15 protein-coding genes are annotated in these 24387 nt (G+C 65.0%); 8 read left to right on the forward strand and 7 right to left on the reverse strand.

What is annotated here, in order from left to right; genetic code table 11:
• Positions 1-9 precede the first annotated feature (9 nt).
• The gene (locus tag ACHIRB_RS15235) at positions 10-3363 is read right to left on the reverse strand and encodes a (Fe-S)-binding protein (protein WP_395125674.1); all 3354 of its coding nucleotides are present in this window, start codon (positions 3361-3363) and stop codon (positions 10-12) included.
• A gap of 425 nt (positions 3364-3788) precedes the next feature.
• On the opposite strand from ACHIRB_RS15235, the gene ACHIRB_RS15240 reads away from it, so the two are divergent.
• Positions 3789-4493 (forward strand): DUF8020 domain-containing protein, encoded by a 705-nt coding sequence (locus ACHIRB_RS15240; protein ID WP_395125673.1) that lies wholly within the window; start codon positions 3789-3791, stop codon positions 4491-4493.
• A gap of 289 nt (positions 4494-4782) precedes the next feature.
• Here ACHIRB_RS15240 and ACHIRB_RS15245 read toward each other — a convergent pair whose 3' ends face one another.
• The 5 genes from ACHIRB_RS15245 to ACHIRB_RS15265 all read right to left on the reverse strand — a co-directional run bounded on the left by ACHIRB_RS15245 (position 4783) and on the right by ACHIRB_RS15265 (position 13207).
• The gene (locus ACHIRB_RS15245; protein WP_395125672.1) at positions 4783-6087 is read right to left on the reverse strand and encodes a S1 family peptidase; all 1305 of its coding nucleotides are present in this window, start codon (positions 6085-6087) and stop codon (positions 4783-4785) included.
• A gap of 131 nt (positions 6088-6218) precedes the next feature.
• Complete coding sequence (locus ACHIRB_RS15250) at positions 6219-7586, reverse strand: S1 family peptidase (RefSeq protein ID WP_395112841.1); 1368 nt, start codon at positions 7584-7586, stop codon at positions 6219-6221.
• 69 nt (positions 7587-7655) lie between these two features.
• Positions 7656-8834: a hypothetical protein gene (locus ACHIRB_RS15255; RefSeq protein WP_395125671.1), complete on the reverse strand. Its 1179-nt coding sequence runs from the start codon at positions 8832-8834 to the stop codon at positions 7656-7658.
• A gap of 78 nt (positions 8835-8912) precedes the next feature.
• Positions 8913-11447 (reverse strand): LuxR C-terminal-related transcriptional regulator, encoded by a 2535-nt coding sequence (locus ACHIRB_RS15260; protein WP_395112843.1) that lies wholly within the window; start codon positions 11445-11447, stop codon positions 8913-8915.
• Positions 11447-13207, reverse strand: coding sequence for an Hsp70 family protein (locus tag ACHIRB_RS15265; RefSeq protein WP_395125670.1), 1761 nt, complete (start codon positions 13205-13207; stop codon positions 11447-11449). Before ACHIRB_RS15265 ends, ACHIRB_RS15260 begins: the two co-directional genes overlap by 1 nt.
• Before the next feature lie 295 nt (positions 13208-13502).
• On the opposite strand from ACHIRB_RS15265, the gene ACHIRB_RS15270 reads away from it, so the two are divergent.
• The 3 genes from ACHIRB_RS15270 to ACHIRB_RS15280 all read left to right on the forward strand — a co-directional run bounded on the left by ACHIRB_RS15270 (position 13503) and on the right by ACHIRB_RS15280 (position 18944).
• The gene (locus ACHIRB_RS15270; RefSeq protein ID WP_395125669.1) at positions 13503-15434 is read left to right on the forward strand and encodes an IniB N-terminal domain-containing protein; all 1932 of its coding nucleotides are present in this window, start codon (positions 13503-13505) and stop codon (positions 15432-15434) included.
• 115 nt (positions 15435-15549) lie between these two features.
• Positions 15550-17460 carry a dynamin family protein gene (locus ACHIRB_RS15275; protein WP_199704230.1) on the forward strand — a complete coding sequence of 637 codons (1911 nt, stop codon included), beginning with the start codon at positions 15550-15552 and terminating at the stop codon, positions 17458-17460.
• Complete coding sequence (locus tag ACHIRB_RS15280) at positions 17457-18944, forward strand: dynamin family protein (RefSeq protein WP_395125668.1); 1488 nt, start codon at positions 17457-17459, stop codon at positions 18942-18944. The genes ACHIRB_RS15275 and ACHIRB_RS15280 overlap by 4 nt, the downstream gene beginning before the upstream one ends.
• A gap of 10 nt (positions 18945-18954) precedes the next feature.
• Here the strand turns inward: ACHIRB_RS15280 and ACHIRB_RS15285 are convergent, their stop codons facing one another.
• A complete protein-coding gene (locus ACHIRB_RS15285) occupies positions 18955-19629 on the reverse strand; it encodes a lysophospholipid acyltransferase family protein (RefSeq protein ID WP_395125667.1) in 675 nt (224 codons plus the stop codon).
• A gap of 363 nt (positions 19630-19992) precedes the next feature.
• Here ACHIRB_RS15285 and dnaK point away from each other — a divergent pair, with 363 nt between their 5' ends.
• The 4 genes from dnaK to ACHIRB_RS15305 all read left to right on the forward strand — a co-directional run bounded on the left by dnaK (position 19993) and on the right by ACHIRB_RS15305 (position 24312).
• Positions 19993-21852 (forward strand): molecular chaperone DnaK, encoded by a 1860-nt coding sequence (gene dnaK / locus ACHIRB_RS15290; RefSeq protein ID WP_199704233.1) that lies wholly within the window; start codon positions 19993-19995, stop codon positions 21850-21852.
• The gene (grpE, locus tag ACHIRB_RS15295; protein WP_395125666.1) at positions 21849-22532 is read left to right on the forward strand and encodes a nucleotide exchange factor GrpE; all 684 of its coding nucleotides are present in this window, start codon (positions 21849-21851) and stop codon (positions 22530-22532) included. Before dnaK ends, grpE begins: the two co-directional genes overlap by 4 nt.
• Before the next feature lie 24 nt (positions 22533-22556).
• Entirely contained in the window at positions 22557-23744 is a 1188-nt protein-coding gene (gene dnaJ / locus ACHIRB_RS15300) for a molecular chaperone DnaJ (protein WP_395125665.1), read from the forward strand.
• 199 nt (positions 23745-23943) lie between these two features.
• A complete protein-coding gene (locus ACHIRB_RS15305; RefSeq protein ID WP_395125684.1) occupies positions 23944-24312 on the forward strand; it encodes a heat shock protein transcriptional repressor HspR in 369 nt (122 codons plus the stop codon).
• The last annotated feature ends 75 nt before the right edge of the window (positions 24313-24387 follow it).

The raw sequence follows: 24387 nt of genomic DNA on the forward strand, positions 1-24387 counted from the left end.
CAACCTGCATCAGCTCTTGCGGCCGGGTGCCTTTGCGCCCGCACGGAATCCGAGGCCACCCGGCTTGGCTGCCGGAGGTGGCGCAGAGTTGCCGTTGGAGGGCTTTGCGGTCTCGGTCTCGCTCGTTGTCTCGGTCCCGGTCTCGGTAGCCGGAGCCGGAGCCGAGGCTTCGACCGCTGCCGGTTCCGGCTCGGCCGCAACAGGTTCGGGCGCTGCCGGTGCCTTTTCCTCGGCGACAGCTTCAGGTTCGGGCGCAGGTGTGGCAGCCGGTGCGGCTGCTCTGGCGCCCGGCTTCTTGAAGCCCGACTTGACGGCCAGACCCTTCGGCTTGACAGTCGGCATCGACTCGGCCGCGGGTGCTGCGGCTTCAGTCTGAGTCGGTGCAGGTGCTGCCGGTGCAGCTTCGGCCGGTGCGGCTGCGGCCGGAGCCGATTCGGTCACTGCTGCAGCGGGTTCGGGCTCTGCCGCTGGTGCCTCGGCAGCAGGAGTCGGTGCGGCAGCTTTCGCGCCCGGCTTCTTGAAACCGGACTTGACGGCCAGACCCTTCGGCTTGACGGTCGGCATCGACTCGGCTGCAGGCGCTTCCGCTGCTGCCGTTGGGGCGGCGGCGGGTGCAGCGCTTGCCTCAGGCTCGGGTGCAGCAGGAGTAGCAGCCGGAGCCTTCGCACCGGGTGCCTTGGCTGCGCCCTTCATCTGCAGACCCTTGCCGGGAGCCTTTGCGCCAGTGGCGAGTCCGAGACCCTTCGGCTTTGGAGCTTCGGCCGCGGCCTCGGCTTCGGCTGGTGCCTCCGGTGCCGCTGCCGCGGGCTTGCCCGGCGCCTTCGCTCCCGGTGCTTTCGCGCCCGGCGCCTTGGCAAGCCCCTTCATCGCGAGGCCCTTCGGCTTCGGCGCCTCGGTGCTGTCGCTGTCGGCCGGTTCCGCTGCGGCGGCGGGCTTTCCGGGTGCCTTTGCTCCCGGTGCTTTCGCGCCTGGTGCTTTGGCGAGCCCCTTCATCGCGAGGCCCTTTGCCGGTGCCGAGGTGATCGGGGTCGGTGCGGCGACCGCCTCCTCGACCTCTTCGACGCGCTCGGCTTCCTTGACCGCGGCTGTCGCCTCTGCGGCTTTCGGACCACCGGCAGCGGCGACCTTCTCCCGCGGCACGACCTTGATGTTCTCGCCGAGTTCGGCAGCGTCGAGTCGCTTGATCGAGCCGAGCATCAGCTGCGCAACGTCGACGACCTCGACGCCGACACCCTTGCCCTCTTCCTGCCTGGCTGTGACGCCGTCCGTCAACATCACGCGGCAGAACGGGCAACCCGTCGCAATCTTGGACGGTGCGGTGCTGAGGGCCTCGTCGACGCGGTCGACGTTGATCCGCTTGCCGATCTTCTCTTCCATCCACATGCGAGCACCGCCCGCGCCACAGCACATCGACCGTTCGCCGTGCCGTGGCATTTCGCGCAGATTCGAGCCGGCCGCAGCCATCAGTTCGCGCGGTGCGTCGTAGACCTTGTTGTGTCGGCCCAGGTAGCAGGGGTCGTGGTAGGTGACGTCGTCGCCGACGGGGGAGACGGGAATTAGCTTCTTGGCCCGGACGAGTCTGTTCAGCAGTTGCGTGTGGTGCACGACCTCGTACGCGCCGCCGACCTCCGGGTATTCGTTGCCGAGCGCGTTGAAGCAGTGCGCGCAGGTGACGACGATCTTGCGCTTGTGCGCATCGATGCCTTCGAACACGGTGTTGAGCAATTCGACGTTCTGCGATGCGAGTTGCTGGAACAGGAATTCGTTGCCCGCGCGGCGTGCGGAGTCGCCGGTGCAGGTTTCTTCTGCGCCGAGCACCATAAATTTGACGCCCGCGGTCGCAAGCAATTCGGCTACGGCTTTGGTGGTCTTCTTCGCGCGGTCTTCGTACGCGCCCGCACAACCGACCCAGAACAGGTATTCGAAGTCTTGGAAACTGTCCGCATCCTGGCCGTAGACCGGAATGTCGAAGTCCATCTCGTTGATCCAGTTGAGCCGGTCCTTGGAGTTCTGACCCCAGGGATTGCCCTTGTTCTCGAGATTCTTGAACAGACCGGCGAGCTCGGACGGGAACTCCGATTCGATGAGCACCTGGTAGCGACGCATGTCGATGATGTGGTCGACATGCTCGATGTCGACCGGGCACTGCTCTACGCACGCGCCGCAGGTGGTGCAGCTCCACAGCACCTCGGGGTCGATGATGCCGAGGACGTCTTCTGCGCCGACGAGCGGGCGATCGGCCTCTGCGCGCGCAGCCTCTGGGATTTTGTCCAGTGCTGTCTCGTTGGGCTTGCCGTCGCTGTCGACGAGACCGACCTCGTCGCCACCCATGTCCTTACGGCCACCGGCCAAGAGATAAGGAGCCTTGGCATAGCCGTGGTCGCGCAGCGACATGATCAGCAGCTTCGGACTCAGCGGCTTACCGGTGTTCCAGGCAGGACACTGCGACTGGCAGCGACCACATTCGGTACACGTGGTGAAGTCGAGCCAGCCTTTCCAGCTGAAGTCTTCGACCTTGCCCGCACCGAACGCGTCGACGTCGGGGTCGGCATCCTCCATGTTCAGGATCTTGCCGCCGGACATCATCGGTTTTGCGGCACCGAGTGCGACGCCGCCGTCGGCTTCACGCTTGAAGTAGATGTTGGGGAATGCGGAGAAGCGGTGCCAGGCAACGCCCCATGTGATGTTGCGGCCGACCATGTAGAGCCAGACCATGCCGGACATCAGTTTGATGAACGCGAAGACCGACACCATCTCGACGCTCTCGGGAAGCAGTCTTGCGACGTTGAGGGTGAAGAAATCGGTCCAGGGATTCGAGTGGCCGTAGGTGGCGATCTTGCCGGCCTTCACGAAGATCATGCCGAGACCCTCGATGAGCACGACCCACTCGACGAAGTAGGCGGCGCCGAACTTGGATCCGCTGAAACGTGAGAGCCTCTCGGGCAGCCGCGGGTGATTCAACTGACGGATGGTGATCAACGTCAGGATGCCGACGACGGTGCCGATGCCGAGGATCTCGTCCATCAGGTGGTAGATCGCCCAGTCGCCGACGATCGGCCAGTGGAACGCCGGATTGAACGTCTGGCCGTAGGCCTCGAACCAGAAGACCGCGCCGGCCATGAAGCCGATCATCACCAGCCAGTGGGCCCAGCCGACGGTACGGAACTTGACCATTCGGGTGTGTGCGAGGAACTCGATCACCATCGTTTTGAAGCGAGGGATGAACGGCCGCCAGCGGTCAGGAGCGGGTTGCCCGATCGTGATCGTGTGGAACTGCGTCCAGGCACCGCTCAGGAAGGACGCCCAGCACAAAAGACTGAGCAAAGCACCAGTCGTGCCCAACGTGATCGTGAGGGCATTCATGTCGCGACCTTTCTCTCGGTGCTGCTTCGCAACACCCTGGTTCTGCCGATCATCGTACAACCGTATGTTACTCGCCGGTAACTTGCGAGGTTTACCTCGCGATAACCAACTACCCTGCCGTTATTCGTACAGTCGCGGTTTGAAGCACGACGCGCCGAAGAGCAATTTCCATGTTCGATCGAAATACACGCTATGCGGTGCGAAAACGCAGGTTCAGCAAAGGTCAGGCTTAGTCGAAAATGGAAACTGTTGCCGAGATAGCGATTCGGTCACGGTTCGGCTACGCTCTCATCGACCTGTCCGCTGTGTCCTCCCTCACTTGAAGCTTGGGGTGGGCTAAGAATCCTATTGGGGCACGAGATCAAGAGGTCTCTAGTGCTTGAGGTTGGACCCAGCGGATACCGAAGTTAGAGAGTAGGAATTTCATGAAGCTGCGCAAGATCGCCGGGACAGCGGTGTTCGTCATTGCCGCATTGGGCCTTGCCTCGGGGACGTCGTATGCCGACCCCGCGTCGGAGCCAGCTCCGAACACCATTCAGTACGAGTCGAAGCTGGCTGACAAGACAGTTGTCACCACTCTCACGGGGGGCATCTTCGCCGTCACCTCAGACGGAACGTCGATCGATGTCAGGGACGGGTCCGGCAAGACCGTCGTTACTCTGCCGGCGTCGTTCAACCTGAACAACGTCAACTACCCGATGACGCCGGTCTTGGAGAACGACAACACGACGCTGAAGCTGACGCCTGTTGTCGACGCTTCGAAGGGTCGTCCGGTTGCGGTAACTCCGGTCGCCTCGCCGCTTGAGAACCAGCGCGCGATGGAAACCTTCGCAACGCAGTTCGGCATCGCCACAGCGATCGGCGGATTTGTCGGCACCGCGGTTGGAGCAGTTGTTGGCGGCCTCATCGGTGCTGCGGCTGCTGCAGGTACCTGCGCAGTGCTGTTGGCGTGTGTCGTCACCGCGATTCCTCTGATTACCGGCGGCGCGGCCATCGGCGGCATCCTCGGCACGATCGCGGTTGGCGGTCCGGCACTTGGAATTGCAGCCATCGATCTCGTCAACACGCTTATCGCTCCTCCCGGCACCACGAAGTGGAACTACGCGTTGCCGACCGCACCACCGAACTAACACTCAGCATTCAGCAGCCCGAACGCAAAGAACCCGTCACTCATGTGGCGGGTTCTTTTGCGTTCAAGGGGCGGTGCTCGGTTCGCAAACCTCCAATAGCGTGCAGCCAATCGGGTCGGTGTGCGTCCAGTTGTGTGCACCCTGACCCAAATTGCCGCACCCTGACGCATCATCTAACTCGATCCGAGCTTGTTGACAGCTCGTGCCGGCGTCCCGACGCCCTCGCTCCCCGGCCATGCAAAAACCCGCCCCTGTGATCCAGGAGCGGGTTTTTGGTACGTCAGGGGTGTTACGAGGTCCGGATCGTCAAACCGGGGTTCTCAGCGAGCACGACGCTCACGGGAGTCGAGAACAGTTGCGGCTCGTTTCCGATGAACGGTCCGATCAGGTTGGGGATCTCGCAGAACGGATATTCGGCGACGGTCGATGCACTCGAAATGCCGAGTGCCAACGTTCCGGTGACGACGGCGCCGCCGCTGTCGCCCGGCAGCGCGCAGATGTTCGCCGAGAAGCTGTCGTTCAAGTTGCGGTCGCCGACTGCAACGGACTGTGCGACGGCATTGACGACGCCGCAACTGAAGCCCGTGCGTGCACCGGCTTTGCAGACGGGCGCGCCGACAACGGGTTCGGCGATGCCGGTGATCGTCAGGGGCGCCCGACCGGGTACCCGAACGGCGTTGTTGTCGAAGCGCGACTTCGCGTCGTCGGCGATCCGAATGATCGAGTAGTCGTGATTGTCGAGGCTGGTCTTCTGGAACGTGCCGATCTGCGGACCGAGCACGTCGAGGGCCCTCAGCTCGTGCACTGCAGACGCGTCGGGGGTGCCTGCTGCTGCAAGGTTCGGATCGCAGTGGCCGGCCGAAACGTTGACGACGTTGCCCGCACTGTCGGACCCGTTGAAGCCCAACGAGCAACGCAGCGACGATTCGGTACTGATCGAGGCGTAGGGATCGCCGCCTTGGAGTGCGTTCGGAGCCAATTCGCCCGCGATGGGGTCGGCAGCGGGCACAACCGGCTCAGCGCCTTGAACGGGCGGCATGAGTACTACTCGCACCGCGTCGAGGAAGCCGGGCAGAGTCAGGCCGCCTGCGGTGGCGTCGATGCGGACCGCGAGAGCGTTGTTGACGATATCGATCGCGACCGCGCGCACCAGGCTCGCGATTTGGACCGGCTGAGTGGCCAGCCACGCGTCGAACGACTGCTTCTCGGCATTGAGGCTCGACTCGCTCTTCGCAACTGGTTTGACGACGAATCCGGCGCTTTCGGCAGCGGTCCGCGCGGCCTCGAGATCGGGAGCATCGGCGAGTGCGACGACGGCCTGCCCTGCTTCGTTCAGCCACGAACCGGCGAAGGCCGCGGGAAACTGGGTACGCGCGGTTGCGGCGAAGCCTGCGAGTTGCTGCGCGAGGTCGGCGCGCTGCAGATATTCGTCGGCGGTGAGTTTCAAGTCACGTGCGATTGCGTCGGACAGCTCGACCGGAAGCGGAGCCGGCGCGGGGGCCGGATCGGCCTGAGCAATCGCGACTGTCGGTCCGAGTAGCAGCAGTGCGGCCGAGCCGAACACTGCTGCCCGGCGTGCGGTCGTAAGTCGCATGGGGGCCTCTCTGCTGCGGGCAACCGATGCTGCCCGGACGAATTGTCCCAGTGACTATATGGCCTCGGTAGCGCGAATCACAGTTGTCCGCGCGACCGGGACATATCGATCGAGTGAAAGCTGGGAGCCGCCTAGGCGGGACTTTGGCTGGTCCGAATCACGAGTCCGGACGCGGAACCGGTCGAATTGGCATTTGCGATGATCTCGCGGATCGGGATTCCGAGGCTCGCGGTGCCGCCGTCGGGTCCCAACACCAGGTTGGCCTCGACGCAGTTCGGCGCCGTGCTTGCGTTGGATCCGCTCGTGATACCGAGTGCAAGGGTGCCCGTGACGATGGCGCCACCGCTGTCACCAGCGAGAGTGCATGCGGTGCTTGCGAATCCGCGAACGAGGCGGCTCGTTCCGTCTTCGGTGAACAGCTGCGTTTCGACGCGATCCGCCGCTACGACGCCGCAGGTGAACGTCGACGTCTGACCCGATTTGCAGACCGGAGCGCCGACGACGGGAGCAGCCGTACCGGTGATCGTCAACGTCGTTCCGCCTGCGCCACGGACCGTCGGCCGATCCAGACCGTTGCGGACTGCGCGGCTGTTCAGCTCGATCAGCGCGTAGTCGAGGCCGGTGGCGGGATCGCCGAGGGTGGAGTGCGTGAACATGCCCGCCTCGGGGCTCTTGTCGAGGTCGCGCGGATCTGGAACGAAGACCGGTGCGTTGACGCCGCCACCCTGTGCGTTCGGATCGCAGTGTCCCGCAGTGACATTGATTGCGCGTCCTGCAGCGTCACTCGCGTTGAACCCGAACGAGCAGACTCCGATTTCTGCCATCGGAGTGTCCTTCAGCGCCTGCCTCGCGGTGACGTAGGTGTCGCCGCCCATCGGTGTCCGCTCGTTCGCACCGCCGCCACCGGGGGACAGGATCACCTTGACGTTGGCGAGCAACGTCGGGAGATTGAGCATGTGTCCCGCTGGGCTGTTGGCGATGTCGACGACGAGTTGGCTGTTGAGCACGTCGATTGCGATCGAGTTCACCGACGTCGCGGCCTCGCGGGGCATCGCGGAGATCCAGCGGTTCAGCTCGGCGAGGGAGCGTTCGAGACCGTCGGCCGAGATCGGCGCGATCCGCGTCTGGTAGCCGGCCCGCGCAGCGATCTGGGCTGCTTCGTTGGACGTCACCGCGACGATCGGATGTCCGTCCTGACCCATCCAGGCCCCGGCGAACGACTCGGGGCGTTCGGCACGGAATTCGCGGGCATACGTGCCCAACTCCTGTGCCTTGGCTGCACGATTCAAATACTCGGCTGGGCTGATCTTGAGGTCGCGACCGATCGCTTCGACAAGCTCGCCAGGCAGCTGATCGACCGCCAATTGTGCCGGGCTTTCGCTCGGAGCCGGATCTGCGCCGGCAACTGAAGTGATGAAATTCGAGGAAGAGAAGGGAATGAGGAGCAGCATCGCCGTGGACCCGACCACGGAAGCGCGGAGCGCCACCAACTTACGCATGAAATCCCTTCGCCAGCAGTATCAGCGCCCCACCTTAGGGCACAACTGCGTGATTCCCCTCACTGTGGCTTAGCGGGGGCGTTCCACCTGCGGCAATAGGTCCGGCAGATAGGGCTCGATCTCGAATTCCGGGAATCCGTACCGGTTGCGCCCATTCGGCTGCTCGGTGACGGGCGGTTGGGTCGGCGTCGGTTCCGTGGTCGGCGGCACGGTCACGGGTGGCTCCGTGACAGGCGGTTCGGTCACGGGAGGTTCGGTCACCGGCGGCTCGACCGGCGGCGGGGGTGGTGGCGGCGCGACCGGCGGTGGGGGTGCTGCCTCGACGACCGGCGCGATTGCGGGCGCAGGAGCAGGTGCGGGCGCAACGGACGACGCGGGCGGGAATGCGATCTGCTCGGGCGCGATCGGCGCGTTCGTCGTAGTCGGGCTGCTCTCCGCGTTCTGAATGACGGGGACGGCGGTGTCGCTCGTGTTCTGCAGTAGTACGGCTCCGATTCCGGTGCCGACGGCCAGCACCGCGGCAAAGCCCGCGGCGACCAGGACGGGCATACGACGGCGACGCCGTGCGGCGGCAGCTTCTGCGGCCGTCGGCTCGACGACGGGGATCGGCTCCGGCGGCTGCGGAAGCGCTGAGTAGGCGAGCGCGGTCACCACCGGTCCGGTGCCGGTAGCGGTCGAGAGAGGAGCAATCGCCATCTCTTCGGTTGCGGGGTCGTCGATCGCTGCGACGACGGGAGACGGCTGCGTTGCGGGCCCTCCCGATGCGGCAGCGAGCGCCGACAGCGCGGCTCCGTGTGCGGGTTCTTCGCCTGCGACGACGGCCGTCTCGGCTTCCGACATGACATGAACGGACTTGAGGCCCAGATAGTCGAGGGCGTCGCGAAGGGCGTCGACAGCTTCGGCGGTCCACTGCGCGGGGTAGGCGGCGAAGATCTCGGTCGGCGCGCTCAGCTGCGGTGATGCCATGTTGATCAGGCAGAACATCGCCGTCGCGACAAGGTCCTCTGCGCGGTAGCGCTCACCGTTCTCGCTGGTGATGCCGTTGGGATCGCCGACTCGCGCCAAGAAGTTCGATACGGAGTGGGTTGTGCCCGCGGGTGCTGTGTCACCGAGTCGGGTGTCGCCGTCGGCGGTCATGTGCAGGACGGATTCGCGGACGATGTAGGTGGGTTCGGCGTCGTTGTCCGTGGTCACGATCGCCGCGACGCTCTCGGACGTGCCTATCCGAAGGCCAAGCCCTGTCGCCATTTCCTACCTCGATTGTGTCTTGCTGCCGTGTCTCGTCTGTCCGTGTCCGATGTTATGTCGTGACTCGGACCCGGTCGGTTACACAAGCTGCGCCCGATCACCTCGGCCGTGGCCCATCGCGCGCAGCATCGACAGCAACTCCGAGCGAGAACCTGCACCGAGTCTCCGTCGAATTCGCGCTACATGATGCTCGACTGTCTTCGCGGAAATGTACAGCCGTGAACCGACCTCGCGATATGTGAGACCGAGCACCAACAGGTCCGCGACCTCGCATTCTCGGTCCGACAGCGGGCCGTTCGTCACGATCGCCTGGCGAGGCGTTGCAGTCGGAAGTTGTTGGGGTGTGCTCGCTCCGCGTTCGGAACGTCGAGGTGGTTGCCGCAACGATCGAGCGACCTGCAGCAGGGCCGTCGCTGTTTCGGTGTCGGCGGCGCGCAAGGCAGCCTCGCTCGCCAAGCGGGCGCCGTCCCAAGGCAGACCGATCGAGCCGAGAATCCGCGCAGACTTTTCGATGTCGTCGAGTTGGGCTTCCTGACGAAGCACCCGCAACCACGTCGACCCTGCCGCAGCGAGTGCGGCGGCATAGGTATCGGGCGCCGTGGCCGACTCGGCTGCTCGTTTCAGCGCGAGGGCATGGGGCACGAGGGCGGGCGGGTCTTCGGAGAGGAGAGCAGCCTGTGCGCCGTACCAGTGGAAGGTGTTGGACCAGGCCGCAGGCTCGCCGAGTCGCCTCAGCAATTCGTCGGCCTCGGAGATCAGATGCACGACGCGGGTGACGTCGCCGATCCGAACGGCGGCAAGCCACAGCTCCCCGAGAGCAAGGAGCGAGAAGACGTCGACTGTGATCTCGTCGATGACCCGATGCGAGGCCTCCCACGCCCGAACCAACGCGCCATGATCGCCGCTGCGACGCGCGAGGCCGACTCGGATCGCACGGTCGAGCAGTAGGTCGCGGTTGCCGAGATCGTCTGCCGCGAGGCTTTCGACGATGGATCGAGCCCGGTCCTCGTCGCCGCCGAGCATGGCTGTCCATGCCGAGAGCAGGCGATGCTGGTGCCACATTCGGGTGCCGGGCCGAACCTTCTCGTCGACGCGATCGAGCAGCGCGTCGGCCCTTGCCAGGTCGCCGCAGTGCAAGCTCAGTTGGACCGCTGCGGCGGCTGGCGATATCGGCAGTAGCGCAACAGCTTCCGCCCGGTCGAACAGCGAAAGCGACCGAGCGAGGGTGTTCACGGCAGCTTGGCCGGAGCCCGACATCGATTGTGCGAGAGCGTCGCCGACCATCGTGATGCCGGCGGTGAGGTCGGTCGGCGGTCCTGCTGGTCTCGCGGACGCCATTGCTGCTGCTGCCTCTGGGCGTCCGGCCGCTAGCATGACAGCAGCAGCGCTGCCGCCGTCGTTGCCTACGCGGTCGGTGCCGAGCCATTCGTAGAGTTCGGCACTGCGGACGAGTGTGCCCCGATCGGCCCAGACACCGGCGAGCACGCGGACCGCCGCACCGAGTTCGGCTGTGCTGCTTGCGCAATCGGGGTCGTCCGCACGGGCAAGGATCGATTCCGCTATGTCCGCAGCCGTCCGACTGTCGCCGCTGCGTGCGGCCGCCTCGCAGCGCTTCACCTCGACGCTGCGTGGATCGATTCCCGCTTGCACAGCGGCCGAGTAGAGCTGCGCCGCCACGGCGGGATCGGCAGATTCTGCTGCGTTGCAAAGATATTCGGCAAGGCGTGCATCCCGCAGACCGATCTCGGCGAGCTTGGTCGCGGTATGGATGCGCAGTACGCCGCGGTCGAGTCTTGCGGTGAGGACACGTTGTTGCACATCGAGAAAACGATGGTCCCCGAGCAGGGTCCGCAGCGGTTGCGCGGCGATCGGCAGCAGGTCGGGGTCGGTCACAAGTGCTGACGCCCGAACGCGATCGATCAGCGTGAGGGCATTCGACTCGTCGATACCGTTGACATCCGATACCTCGGTGACGTCGAGGCCGATGCCGGTCGCCGTCATCGCAAGAGTCGACAGAAACTGAATGTCTCGGTCGCGCAGGTTCGCGCACACCCAGCCGACAACCGAGTCCTCGGGCGATCCACCGCCGAGCGCTGCGACTACCGCACCGTGAATGCCGTTGGTGAGGTCGCGAATTCGAGCCGCCCGCTCAGGGGTGACCGTGACGGCACTGCTACGTCCGAGGCCGACGATGTCCGCAGTGGAGAGCGATCGCATGTCGATGACGCGACCGCGCCGCGCGAAGGTCGCTGCGAGTGCTCGCAGTTCGGTGTCGTGTGCGCGTGGCTCGGTCGCGACCACGACGACCGCGGCAGGTGAATCATCGAGGAGCGTGCGGACGGCAACAACGTCTGCGGTCGGGAGCGAGTGCAGATCGTCGACAACGAGGGCTGCACCGCCCAGTGCTGCCGACGGCTCGGCCGAAACCGACAGACCGCGTGCGCGGAGGCGGTCGCGAACCGCGGCCAGCATCGCTGACTTTCCGGTTCCCGATTGTCCGCGCAGCATCAGCCGAATTTGTCCGCCGCCGTCGACTTCGCGAAGGATTTCTCGTGTTGCCGCAGAGACGTCGTTGGTCTGCGGCACAGCGTTTTTCGGCAACGACTCGCCCACTAGTTGCCCTGCAGGATCGGAACCTTGACACCGGGAAGGGTCGGCAGATTGGGCAGACCCGGAATTCCTCCGGTAGTGCCAGGCGTTGTGGTCGTTTCACCACCCGGTGACGGCACCTGCGGTTGCGGTTGGGGCGCTGGCTGCTGCGGTTGGGGTTGTGGTTCGGGATTCGGTGCGGGTTGCTGCGGCTGGACGGGATCGGGATTCGAGCCGGCTTCCGGCGCCGGCGCGACTCCGCCCGCGGGTGCCTGCGACGTGGGGCCGTTGCCCGTATTCGGCCTGGCCGAGGGATTTGCTGCGCCTGCCTGAGTTGTCGGCGCGGATCCGTCGCTCGGTGCGGCCGCTTCGGGATTGCTGGACGGGGCGGGAGCACTGGACGCGACGACACCCGCGGGCACTGCCGGCGCGCTCGTTTGCGTGTCGGAACGCTGCGGCTCCGAGCCGCCTCCGGTTCCGAGAGACAGCCCGCCCGCGGCAAGGAGTGTGATCGCTACGGCTCCCGCCGCGACGAAGGCAAGCTTCTTCGCTCGGGAGATACCGGTCTTCGCAGGTTCGTTGGTAACGGGAACACGCGGCGCCGGAAGTACTTTCGGCGGCGAAACCGGTGCTGCGATCGGAGCCACCGCAAACTCCGCCCGTGGCAGCATGGCAACAGCTGCCGACGCGACAGGCTCGGCGAGAGCTGTGGACGCAGCGGCGAGGTCGGTGGCAAGCATCGCGGCACCGATGGCACTGGTGTGCTCCGGTCGGTGGCCCGCAACGACAGGCAAACCGAGTTCCGACGAGACGAGTTCGGCAACGAGGGGTATTGCTGCACCACCGCCGACGAGAAGCACTGCGCTGATGTCGGTGAGATCGAGGCCTGCGGATCGAACAGCTTCCCGAACCAGCCCGACCGAGGTCGCGATAGGCGTTCTGAGCAAGTCTTCGAGTTCGTCGCGAACCAGGCGGACCTGCTGCGACAGACCGGGCAACTCGACGTGAACCGTCGAATCGGTGTCGGTCGACAGCGACACCTTCGCCTGCGCACAGCGTGCGCGCAATGCGCCGAGCGCTTCCTCGGTAGCGGGATCGAACGGATCGATCTCCGCGGCGGCCGCACCCATGCTCGCGAGAACGTGCTGCATCGTCAGGTGGTCGAACTGCACGCCGGAGATGTCGTCGGACCTGATCGGCTTGCCGAGAATTCCCGCTGACTCGCCGGTGCGGACGACGCTGATGTCGAGCGTCGTTCCGCCGAGGTCGTAGACGACGACAGCGCCGTCGGCCAGCGGTCCGCGAGCATTGTCCAGCCAGCGGACCGCTGCCGTTGCTTCCGGCACTGGTGTCACGTCGGAGAAACCTGCGCGCTCCAATGCATCACGCAGTGCATCGACCGAGTAGTGCGCCCACGATGTCGGATACGTCGCGACGATCGTCGGCGATTCCGCGAGTCCGGCCGCAGCTTCGTCGACGAGGCAACCGATTGCAGTCGCTGTCAGGTCCTCGCCTGCGTAGATCGATCCGTCGTCGGCCAGAATGCCGATCGGATCGCCGACGCGGTCGACGAAGCCGTCGAGCAGGATGTCCTTCGAATGCCGACCGAGTGCGGGCGAGGTGTGAACGACCCCGAGAACCGGAGCTTCGTCCGCAGACAGCTGCAGCGTCGTCGGATGACTGATCGTGACGTAGTCGCGGCCGTCAGCCGCGCCCGATCCATCAGGATCGACCGCAGCCACGGAGTTCTGCGATCCGACCACGATTCCGAGACCTGTTGCCACGCGATTCTCCTCCTCGAATATGGGTCGCGAGACTCGCGATCGAATAGACCGTAAGGGGCGCGACTCACCGGCGTTGTCGCGTCGGTCGTCGATTCCGTTACGGTACTCGGCCCGGTTGAGGCTGGTGGGAGCCTTGGTTAGGGGAAAAGCCCCTAATGGTCGTTTTGCCCCTACCCGATACCCCCAGACAGGTGCGGGGGTTCACCCCGTTGGGGCCGCGGCCCGATCTCCATAACGTTGCATGCATGCACCGCCGAAGCTGATTCAGCCCGGTCCAACCGACTCAGGAGACGTCATGACCCAGAACGCCGTACTCGAATTCATCCTCAACCTGCTCCGTAGCGACGAGGCAGCCGCCCAGTACTGCGCGAACCCAGAAGGCGTTCTCGCTGCTTCAGGACTGGCCGGTGTGAGCCACGCCGACATCGTCGCCGTCGCACCGATGGTCGCCGAATCGGCACTGTGCACGGGAAGCACAGGCCTGTCGACGATTCTCGGTGCGGGAGCCGGCGTCGGCGCAGGAGCCGGAGCGGGTGTCGGAGCGATCGGTGTTGCAGGCGGCGGGCTCGGCGCAGGCCTCGGCCTCGGTGCGGGTGCCGGCCTCGGTTTGGGAACGGTCGCGTTCGGTGATGTGAACCTCGGCGGTGGAGCGGTCGGCGACATCGACCTCGGTCTCGGCACGGATATCGGCGCGGATCTGGGAGCTCAAATTGCTTTGGCTCTCGGTGGCGCACTCGCAGCCGGTGGAGCGGCGGGCGTGCAGCTCGGCACCGCCATCGGCGGCGCTTTGGAAACGGCCGTCGGCGCGGGATTCGATCTCGGACTCGGCGGTGGACTCGGCTTGGGCGGCGACCTCGGGCTTGGCGGTGACCTCGGCCTCGGTGCGCAGATCGGCACCGCAATCGGCGGGGCGCTCGGCGTCGGCGCTGACCTGACGGCGGACCTCTCGACGGCTTTGAACGCGGCATTCGACGGCGCCCTCGGCGCAGGAGCCGGTATCGACCTCGGAGCAGTGCTCGACATCGAAGGACAGCTGTCGACCATGCTCGGATCCGCACTCGGCATCGGTGGCGAGGTCGGCGCCGACCTCGGAGCATCACTTGGCGCAGTGCTCCAGGCAGCGATCGAAGCAGGAGCAGGCGTCGGGACCGACATCGGAGCCGGCCTCGGCTCGGGTATCGACCTGGGCTCGGGCATCGACTTGGGTGCTGGCATCGACCTGGGCTCCGGCATCGACCTCGGCACCGGCATCGGCGGTGGCATCGACTCGACGATCGGCGCTGTCCTCGGAACGACGCTCGGCGGCGCGCTCGGAATCGGCGGTCAGCTCGAAACCGATCTGAGCACCGCATTCGACGGCGTACTCGCAACCGGAGCAGGTCTCGATCTGGGCGGTCAGCTCGGCGGTGGCCTCGAGACGGGGCTGGAGACCGGCCTCGGCGCAGGTCTCGGTGCGGTTGGTGACTTGGGTGGTCAGTTCGGTGCGGGGTTGGAGACCGGTGTTGGTGCTGTTGGTGACTTGGGTGGTCAGTTCGGCGCGGGGTTGGAGGCCGGTGTTGGTGCTGTTGGTGACTTGGGTGGTCAGTTCGGTACAGGGTTGGAGGCCGGCGTCGGTGCTGTTGGTGACTTGGGTGGTCAGTTCGGTACAGGGTTGGAGGCCGGCGTCGGTGCTGTTGGTGACTTGGGTGGTCAGTTCGGTACAGGGTTGGAGACCGGTGTTGGTGCGGTCGGCGACTTGGGTGGTCAGTTCGGTACAGGGTTGGAGGCCGGCGTCGGCGCTGTTGGTGACCTCGGTGGTCAGCTCGGGGCAGCTGGTGACCTCGGTGGTCAGTTCGGTGGCGAGTTCGGGTCCGGCCTGGAAACGGGTGTCGGTGCGGTTGGCGACCTCGGCGGTCAGCTCGGTGCGGGCGGAGAGGCCGGCGGTCAGTTCGGCGGCGAGTTCGGGTCCGGCCTAGAGTCCGGTGTCGGCGCGGTCGGTGACCTCGGTGGTCAGTTCGGTACAGGTCTCGAAGCGGGTGCCGGTGCAGCCGGTGACCTCGGCGGCCAGGTCGGCGCAGCGGAAACGCCGTGGTCCTCGGTCGACCCGACCGCAGTGTTCGGCACTGCCCAGACCGGCGGCGCCTTCGATGGCAGCCTCTTCGCCGAGGGTGGCGCGAACGGCGAAACGGGTGCAGAGTTCGGGTCGGCACCGGATTCCGCGCACCTGCCTGATCACCTGATGCCGTAACCGGCAAGGATGTAACGACGCCGGTCCGGTACGCGGTTAGTGCGTACGGGACCGGCGTTTGTCGGTGTGTGAGTACAACTGTGTCTGAGTTCGTCGAGAGAGCGGTCAGGGGTTCATGAACAGTCCAGCTGCCAGCGCGGGCCGCCCGGTTGCGGAGGCGACGCGCGACCTCGTCGCTCTACTCGACGAAACGACGGCAGCAGCCGAACGAGTCGGTCGCAATGATCTCGTTGCCTCGTTGCGGACGACGAAGGGACGGGTACTCGATCCGCGTCGGCGCATCGTCGTCGTTGGGCCCGTCAAGCAGGGCAAAAGTCAGTTCGTCAACTCGTTGCTGAACCTGAACGTGTGCTCCGTCGGTGACGACGAGACGACGGCGATTCCGACGCTGGTGCAGTACGCAGCGCAGCCGCATGCAGAACTTGTGTTGGCGGATCCAGGTGCGTCCGAGCCGCTGCGGGTCTCGGTACCGATCGATCAGGTCACCTCTGTCACACCCTCGTCACCGCTTGCGCAGGGGCGAGAAGTGCTGCGGCTCGAGGTCGGTGCAGCGAGCCCGCTGCTTGCCGACGGCGTTGTCGTCGTCGACACCCCCGGTGTCGGTGGTCACGGAAACCCACACGCGGCAGGCGTTCTCGGAGTGATGACCGCCGCCGATGCGGTCCTTGTGCTGTCGGACGCTTCGACCGAACTCACCGAGCCCGAGGTCAAGTTCATTCGTCAGGTGGTCGGTCTGTGTCCCGCGGTTGCGTGCCTGATCAGCAAGACCGACCTGTATCCACATTGGCGTGAGGTGCTCGCCGCGAATCGGAAGCATCTCGACACGGCGGGTCTGCAGGTTCCGTTGATCCCGATCTCGTCGCTGCTGCGTTCGCACGCAATGCGGTTGCAGGACAAGGAATTGAACGCCGAGTCCGGCTTCCTGGTGCTGTATCAGTTCCTGAGGGAGCGGGTTGTCGCGCGAGCCGACGGAAACATTCGTCGGGCAGTCGCGATGGATGTCCGTTCCGCGGCAGAGCATTTGACGCTCGGACTCGGCAGCGAGCTTGCCGCCCTTCGTGATCCGGTCAAAGGCGCGGCCGCGGTTCGCGAACTGCAGAAGGCGAAGATCGCGGCAGAAGACCTGCACAAGCGGACGTCGCAATGGCAGCAGACCCTCGGCGACGGTATCGCCGATCTCGCCGCCGACATCGATCACGATCTGCGCGAACGACTGCGGCGCGTGACGCGTGAAGCCGAGGAGTGGGTCGACTCGGCCGACCCCGGTGAGAATTGGGAGCAGTTGGGCAGTTGGCTCGACGAACAGATCGGGTCGTCGATCGGTGACAATTTCGTGTGGGCCCACGAGCGTGCCGCGTGGTTGGCTCAGCAGGTAGCCGAACATTTCGCCGAGACAGGTTCGGTTGCGCTGCCGCACATGGATATTCACGACCTCGACGGTGTGATGGAGCCGGTCGAGTCGCTCGCCGACCTCGACTCGGGCAAGGTCGGCATCACGCAGAAGGTTCTCGTCGGCATGCGGGGCTCCTACGGCGGCGTGCTGATGTTCGGTCTCATCACAACCTTTGCCGGCTTGGCGTTGATCAACCCGATCTCGATCGGTGCCGGAGTTCTGTTGGGCTCCAAGGCATTCAAAGAAGACAAGGATCAGCGGCTGGCGCGTCGCCGCCAAGAGGCGAAGATCGCGATCAGGCGCTTCGTCGAGGATGTCAGCTTTCAGGCGAACAAGGAATCGAAGGATCGGTTGCGACAGATCCAGCGAGTACTTCGGGACCACTTCACGGCGATCGCGGATCAAGCGTTGCGGTCGCTGAACGATTCGTTACGCGCTGCACAGGAAGCGGCGACCGTGGAATCCGCGCAGCGTGCCCAACGCTGTGCCGAACTGGAACAACAGATTCGAGTGATTGCGGCCCTGCGGATCCGGTCCGACGATGCGCTTGCCGTCGGTGCTCCGCGGTCGGCGGCCCCGGGACGTCAAATCGGTGCGGCAGGTCAAGGCGGACCGACGCCGGGTACACGATGACCCGCCGCAACGGAGCGTCGATCGACGAAGCTCGCGAACTGGTACACGCCGCTCGTCGTGCTCTCGGCCACGATCCTGGACTGCGGGCCCAACTCGACGAATGCCTGCAACGGCTCGATCAACCACTTCGGATCGCGCTCGCGGGTTCGCTGAAGGCGGGCAAGTCGACGCTGCTGAATGCGTTGGTGGGACAGGACATTGCGCCGACGGACGCCACCGAGTGCACCCGCGTCGTGACCTGGTATCGCAGTGGTTCGACCCCGACGGTGACGGCCTGGCACGACGGCGGTCGACGCGCGAACGTCTTGGTGCAGCGTCGGGAGGGCGGGTTGACCTTCGACCTCGGCCCGCTGACCGCTGCCCAGGTGGATCGACTCGAGGTGGAGTGGCCCGCTAGTGCGCTCGCGGACACCACCGTGATCGACACCCCGGGTACATCGTCGCTGTCGCTTGATGTTTCGGCTCGCACCCTCGACTTGCTCACGCCGGAGAACGCGGCGTCGGGCGCAGACGCAGTCGTCTACCTGCTGCGGAGTCTGAGTGCCAACGACGTCGCTTTTCTGGGCCGTATCGGGTCCCACGTCGGCGCCGAGTCAGGTCCACTCGGTGTGGTCGGCGTTGTATCTCGTGCCGACGAGGTCGGTGCCGGACGAATCGATGCGATGGGTTCGGCGAAGGACATGGCCGAGCGATTCGCTACCGAGTTGGAGCGAACGGGGTTGTGCCAAGCCGTTGTTCCCGTCGCAGGGTTGCTCGCCTTCGCTGCGCGCACGTTGCGCCAGAGCGAGTTCGTCGCGTTCCAGGCACTGGCTCAGGTGCCGGTCGAGGACATGCAGATCGCATTGTTGTCCGCGGACCGATTTGCCAGACCCGACAGTCCGCTGCCCGTCGACGCAGCGATGCGTGCGGCGCTCGTTCGACGCTTCGGGCTCTTCGGAATTCGGCTGTCCATCACGTTGATCAAGCTCGGTGTGAGTGATTCGCCAACGCTTGCAGCGCAATTGGTCGAGCGCAGCGGGCTCGACGAGCTACGCCAGTTGATCGACGTGCAGTTCGGGCAGCGTGCGGAACAGCTCAAGACACATTCGGCGCTTGTCGCGTTGGAGCGTGTTTTGACGAGTCATCCGACGGCCCTGTCGGTCCCGGCTGCTGCCGACCTGATTCCTGCGATCAGGCGCATGCTCGCCGATGTGCACGGTTTCAACGAACTGCGGCTCCTCGGCCGACTGCGAACGTCGAAGGTTGCTCTCCCCGCCGCCGACGTCACCGAATTGACGCGTCTGGTCGGTGGGTTCGGTATCGATCCGAATGTGCGCCTCGGTCTGGAGGCGGGGACGGGTCCCGAGCAGCAGCGCGCCGCGGCGATGATCGCGGTGCGGAAATGGCGTTCGCGAGCTGCACATCCGCTGCTGGATCAGTTCACAGCCAAGGCATGCGAGACTGCGGCGCGTAGTGCGGAAGGTGTGCTCGGCAGGTTTTTGTAAGCCGGACCGATCAGGATGCGGCTTTTACATCGGCCGCGTACCGGTCGACGTATTCCTGTCCGGACGAGGTGTAGAGCACGCTCATCAGTTCGTCGGTTGCGGCACGGACGATGCACTGACGTTCGCGCAGCGGCCGGTAGCGCGCGAAGTCCAGCGGCTCGCAGACCTTGATGTGAACCTTGCCGAACCGCCACATTCGACTGCCGACCGGATTCACCTTCTCGGAGCCACTCGTCACGATGGGGACGACGTGCGCGCCGGTTTCGAGCGCAACGCGGATCACGCCGGTCTTTCCCTTGTAGAGCCGACCGTCCGGAGATCGGGTGCCTTCCGGGTAGATGGCCCAGACGCCGCCGCGTTGCAGGATCGATACCGCCGTGTTCAATGCGCTCTGTGCGGCGTCGGCGCCCGACCTGTCGATCGGTACCTGCCCTGCGGAGGAGAAGAACCAACGTTGCATCCGCCCTTTGATGCCAGGGGCCGTGAAGTACTCGTCTTTCGCCACGAAGGTGATGCGCCGCCGGACCAGCAGCACGAGAAAGAACGAATCCGCGACGGTGAGGTGGTTGCCTGCCAGGATGACGGGTCCGGTCTTCGGGATATGTTCGGCACCTTCGATCGTCGGTCGGCCGACGATTCGAAGCAGAGGTCCGATGAACACATATTTGAACAGCCAGTACCACATGTTGAGCTCTCTCTGTCGATCATCAGCGTACCTGTAGGCCCTGCCAAGAGAGCTGGTCGATCCCGACGGGCACCCCTGCTGCCTGATCCTTGGCTAGGACGCGATGGGCGAGCAATGGGCAGGTCAGGCGTTACGAGGACACCGACAGCATGGACGAACTCAACGAAAGTTCGAGAAGCGGGAACAAATCCTGAAGTACGCCCGTTGGACCTTTCGACTGACTTGAGTGTGGTCCGCTCAACTCCGAGTTGACGAGTAGCCTCGGCACCCGGCAAGATTGAGTGCACTACGCTCAGCATCAAGCAGAGACAGTACATAGCGACGGCCGCATCGGCGTCGTCGCAACAATAGGGAGGAACACAAATGGCTCGTGCGGTCGGTATCGACCTCGGAACCACCAACTCGGTTGTCGCCGTTCTCGAAGGCGGCGAGCCTGTAGTTGTGGCCAACTCCGAAGGCTCACGCACCACACCATCGGTCGTCGCCTTCGCCAAAAACGGTGAAGTGCTCGTCGGCCAGCCCGCCAAGAACCAGGCGGTCACCAACGTCGATCGCACCATCCGCTCGGTCAAGCGCCACATCGGCACCGACTGGGCAGTGGCGATCGACGACAAGAACTACACGTCGCAGGAAATCAGCGCGCGCACCTTGATGAAGCTCAAGCGTGACGCAGAGGCCTACCTCGGCGAAGAGATCACCGACGCGGTCATCACGGTCCCCGCGTACTTCGAAGACGCACAGCGCCAGGCCACGAAGGAAGCCGGCCAGATTGCCGGCCTCAACGTGCTGCGCATCGTCAACGAGCCCACCGCAGCCGCACTCGCATACGGCCTTGACAAGGGCGAGAGCGAGCAGACCATCCTGGTGTTCGACCTCGGTGGCGGCACGTTCGACGTGTCCCTGCTCGAGATCGGCGAGGGTGTCGTCGAGGTCCGCGCGACCTCCGGTGACAACCACCTCGGTGGCGACGACTGGGATCAGCGCATCGTCGACTGGCTCGTCGAGAAGTTCAAGGCGTCCCAGGGCATCGACCTGACCAAGGACAAGATGGCGCTGCAGCGTCTGCGTGAGGCTGCCGAGAAGGCCAAGATCGAACTGAGCTCCAGCCAGAGCACGTCGATCAACCTGCCCTACATCACGGTCGACGCCGACAAGAACCCGCTCTTCCTCGACGAGCAGCTCTCGCGCGCCGAGTTCCAGAAGATCACGTCCGACCTGCTTGACCGCACCCGTGCGCCGTTCCAGAACGTCATCAAGGACGCGGGCATCTCGGTCTCCGCGATCGATCACGTCGTGCTCGTCGGTGGCTCGACCCGTATGCCGGCTGTCTCGGACCTGGTCCGCGAACTGACCGGTGGCCGTGAGCCCAACAAGGGCGTCAACCCGGACGAGGTCGTCGCCGTCGGCGCCGCACTGCAGGCCGGCGTGCTCAAGGGCGAGGTCAAGGACGTTCTGCTCCTCGACGTCACCCCGCTGTCCCTCGGCATCGAGACCAAGGGTGGCGTGATGACGAAGCTCATCGAGCGCAACACCACGATCCCGACCAAGCGGTCCGAGACCTTCACAACGGCCGACGACAATCAGCCGTCCGTGCAGATCCAGGTCTTCCAGGGTGAGCGCGAAATCGCGTCGCACAACAAGCTGCTCGGATCGTTCGAGCTCACAGGAATCCCGCCGGCTCCGCGCGGCGTCCCGCAGATCGAGGTCACCTTCGACATCGATGCCAACGGCATCGTGCACGTGACCGCGAAGGACAAGGGCACCGGCAAGGAAAACACGATCAAGATCCAGGACGGTTCCGGCCTGTCCAAGGAAGACATCGATCGGATGATCAAGGACGCCGAAGCGCACGCCGACGAAGACAAGGCGCGTCGTGAAGAGGCAGAGGTCCGCAACCAGGCCGAGTCCCTTGTGCATCAGACCGAGAAGTTCATCAAGGAGAACGAGGAGAAGGTTCCTGCCGACGTCAAGTCGAAGGTCGAGGCTGCGATCGAAGAGGCCAAGACCGCACTGCAGGGCACCGATCTCGCCGCGGTGAAGGCTGCGGTCGAGAAGCTCGCGACCGAGTCGCAGGCTGTCGGCCAGGCAATCTACGAGGCGACGGCTGCCGACTCCGCAGGTGAGGCCAACGGTGCCGAGGGTGGCGCTCATGCCGCCGACGACGATCAGGTCGTCGACGCGGAGGTCGTGGAGGACGAGCCGATCGACCTGGGCAAGCAGTGAGCGAAGACCACACCGAGCCGGTCACTTTCGTCGACAACCGAAAGATCGACCCCGAGACCGGTGAAGTTCGGGATGGCGAGGGCGTGCCGGAACCACTTGCTGGTACCGGCACCGCCCCGCAGCCCGGGTCGGTGGACGAAGGGGCACTCGAGGACGCAGAAATTGTGGACCCGCAGGACTCTCGTTCCGCAGAACTTGCGGAACGAACTGCAGATCTACAGCGGCTGCAGGCGGAGTACGCCAACTACCGTCGTCGGGTCGAACGCGACCGCAAGGCCGTCATCGATTCCGCCAAGGCGTCGGTCGTGACCGAATTGCTTGCCGTGATCGACGATCTCGAGCGTGCGCGAGCACACGGTGACCTCGAGACGGGTCCGTTGAAGGCTGTTTCCGAAAAGCTTGCCGGCCTGCTGACCAAGCAGGGCGTCACCGAATTCGGCGCCGAGGGTGAGTCTTTCGACCCGACACTGCACGAGGCCGTGCAGCACGAAGGCGAGGGTCGCGACCCTGTTCTCGGTACAGTCCTTCGCAAGGGTTACCGCATCGGCGAGCGGGTGCTGCGGCACGCGCTCGTGACGGTGACCGATTCGACGGGTGACGCATCCGCGCCGTCCGCCGGGTCGGATTCGATTGATGTGAACTCGGATTCCGGCGCGCATGCCGAATTCGATCAAAGCTAGAAGTGCGAGAGGAGGAGATGCTCAGTGAGCCAACGGGAGTGGATCGAGAAGGACTTCTACAAGGAACTGGGTGTCTCCTCCAGTGCGACCGCCGACGAGATCAAGAAGGCGTACCGCAAGCTGGCTCGTGACAATCACCCGGATGCGAATCCGGGCGACACGAAGGCGGAGGAGCGCTTCAAATCCGTCAGCGAGGCACATTCGGTGTTGTCGGATGCCGCCAAGCGCAAGGAGTACGACGAGACGCGGAAGTTGTTCGCTGGCGGTGGTTTCGGTCGCGGCGGATTCACGCCGGGTACCGGCTACACCGGTGGCGGCGCAGGCAACTTCGGCGCCGGCGAGTTCAACATCGGCGACCTGTTCGGCAATGCCTCGGCCAACGACAGTGGTCTCGGCGACCTGTTCGGCGGGTTGTTCAACCGTGGTGGCGGCAATCGCACCGCGGCAAGCCGTCCGCGCCGCGGTAGCGACGTGGAGACCGAGACGACACTCGGCTTCCGAGAAGCGGCGCAGGGCGTCACCGTTCCGCTTCGGATGACAAGCCCGTCGCCGTGCACAACGTGCCACGGCAGCGGGGCGAAGCCGGGAACGAGTCCGCGAGTGTGTCCGCGTTGCAACGGAAGCGGTGTAGTCAGCCGTAACCAGGGCGCGTTCGGTTTCAGTGAGCCCTGCGACGACTGCCGCGGTACCGGTTCGATCATCGACGACCCGTGTACGGATTGTCACGGGTCCGGCATTCAGAACCGAACTCGGACCATCACGGTCCGCGTGCCACCCGGTGTGAACGACGGTCAGCGCATCAAACTCGCGGGCCAGGGCGAAGCAGGGTTGCGTGGCGCGCCGTCGGGCGATCTGTTCGTCACCGTGCACGTCAAGGCGGACAAGGTATTCGGTCGGGCGGGTGACGATCTCACGTTGGTCCTGCCGGTGAGCTACGGCGAACTGGTGCTCGGCACAACGGTTTCGGTGCCAACGCTCGATGGTCGGGTCGGCGTCAAGGTGCCGCCGGGAACGGTCGACGGTCGAATCCTGCGAGTCCGTGGTCGCGGCGTTCCGCGTCGTGGCGGTGGCGTTGCAGGCGATCTGCTCGTCACGGTCAAGGTTGCGGTTCCGCAGAAGCTCGATTCGACCGCGACGGCGGCGTTGGAGAAGTACGCAGAAGCGGAACGAGCCAGTGGCTTCGATCCGCGTGCTGGGTGGGCAGGAGCGTAATGCGCACCTGTGCATCAGCTTTCGGTGCCCGCACTCCTGATGGAGTGCGGGTCCCGAAGGTGTTGGAGTTCGAGACGAACTCGGTCGAGTTCGAGAAGGGCCATTTGGAGGTGTAGCGGTGACCGGGAAGCCGAAAAAGGGCGCGGTCCCAGGGGGTCCCGACGCGGACGCAAGCGCAGCACACGTCACCGAAGCGCAGGTGTTCGTGATCTCTGTTGCCGCGGAGCTCGCGGGCATGCACGCGCAGACGCTGCGCACCTACGACCGGCTCGGCTTGGTCACCCCGCAACGCACAACGGGCGGAGGTCGACGCTATTCGCCGCGCGACGTTGCTTTGCTCCGGGAAGTGCAGCGTCTTTCCCAGGACGAAGGCGTCAATCTGGCTGGCATCAAACGAATCATCGAGTTGACGAATCAGGTCGAGGCGCTGCAGCACCGCATCACCGAAATGGCGGCAGAAATCGCGACGATGCATGCGGGCTATCGTCGCGACCTCGTTCCTATCCCGCGCAGCACCGCTCTCGTGGTCTGGCAGCCGAAACACAAGAGGCCGCTCCGCGGCTCGTGAGTCTTTTCGGCGGGCGCGGAGGCTGTTGCTGAATCGCGCGTGGCGTTGAGGTGGTGTGCGGGTCGGGCTTGAAAT

It is taken from the genome of Antrihabitans spumae (assembly GCF_043944905.1).
GTDB classification, from domain to species: domain Bacteria; phylum Actinomycetota; class Actinomycetes; order Mycobacteriales; family Mycobacteriaceae; genus Antrihabitans; species Antrihabitans spumae.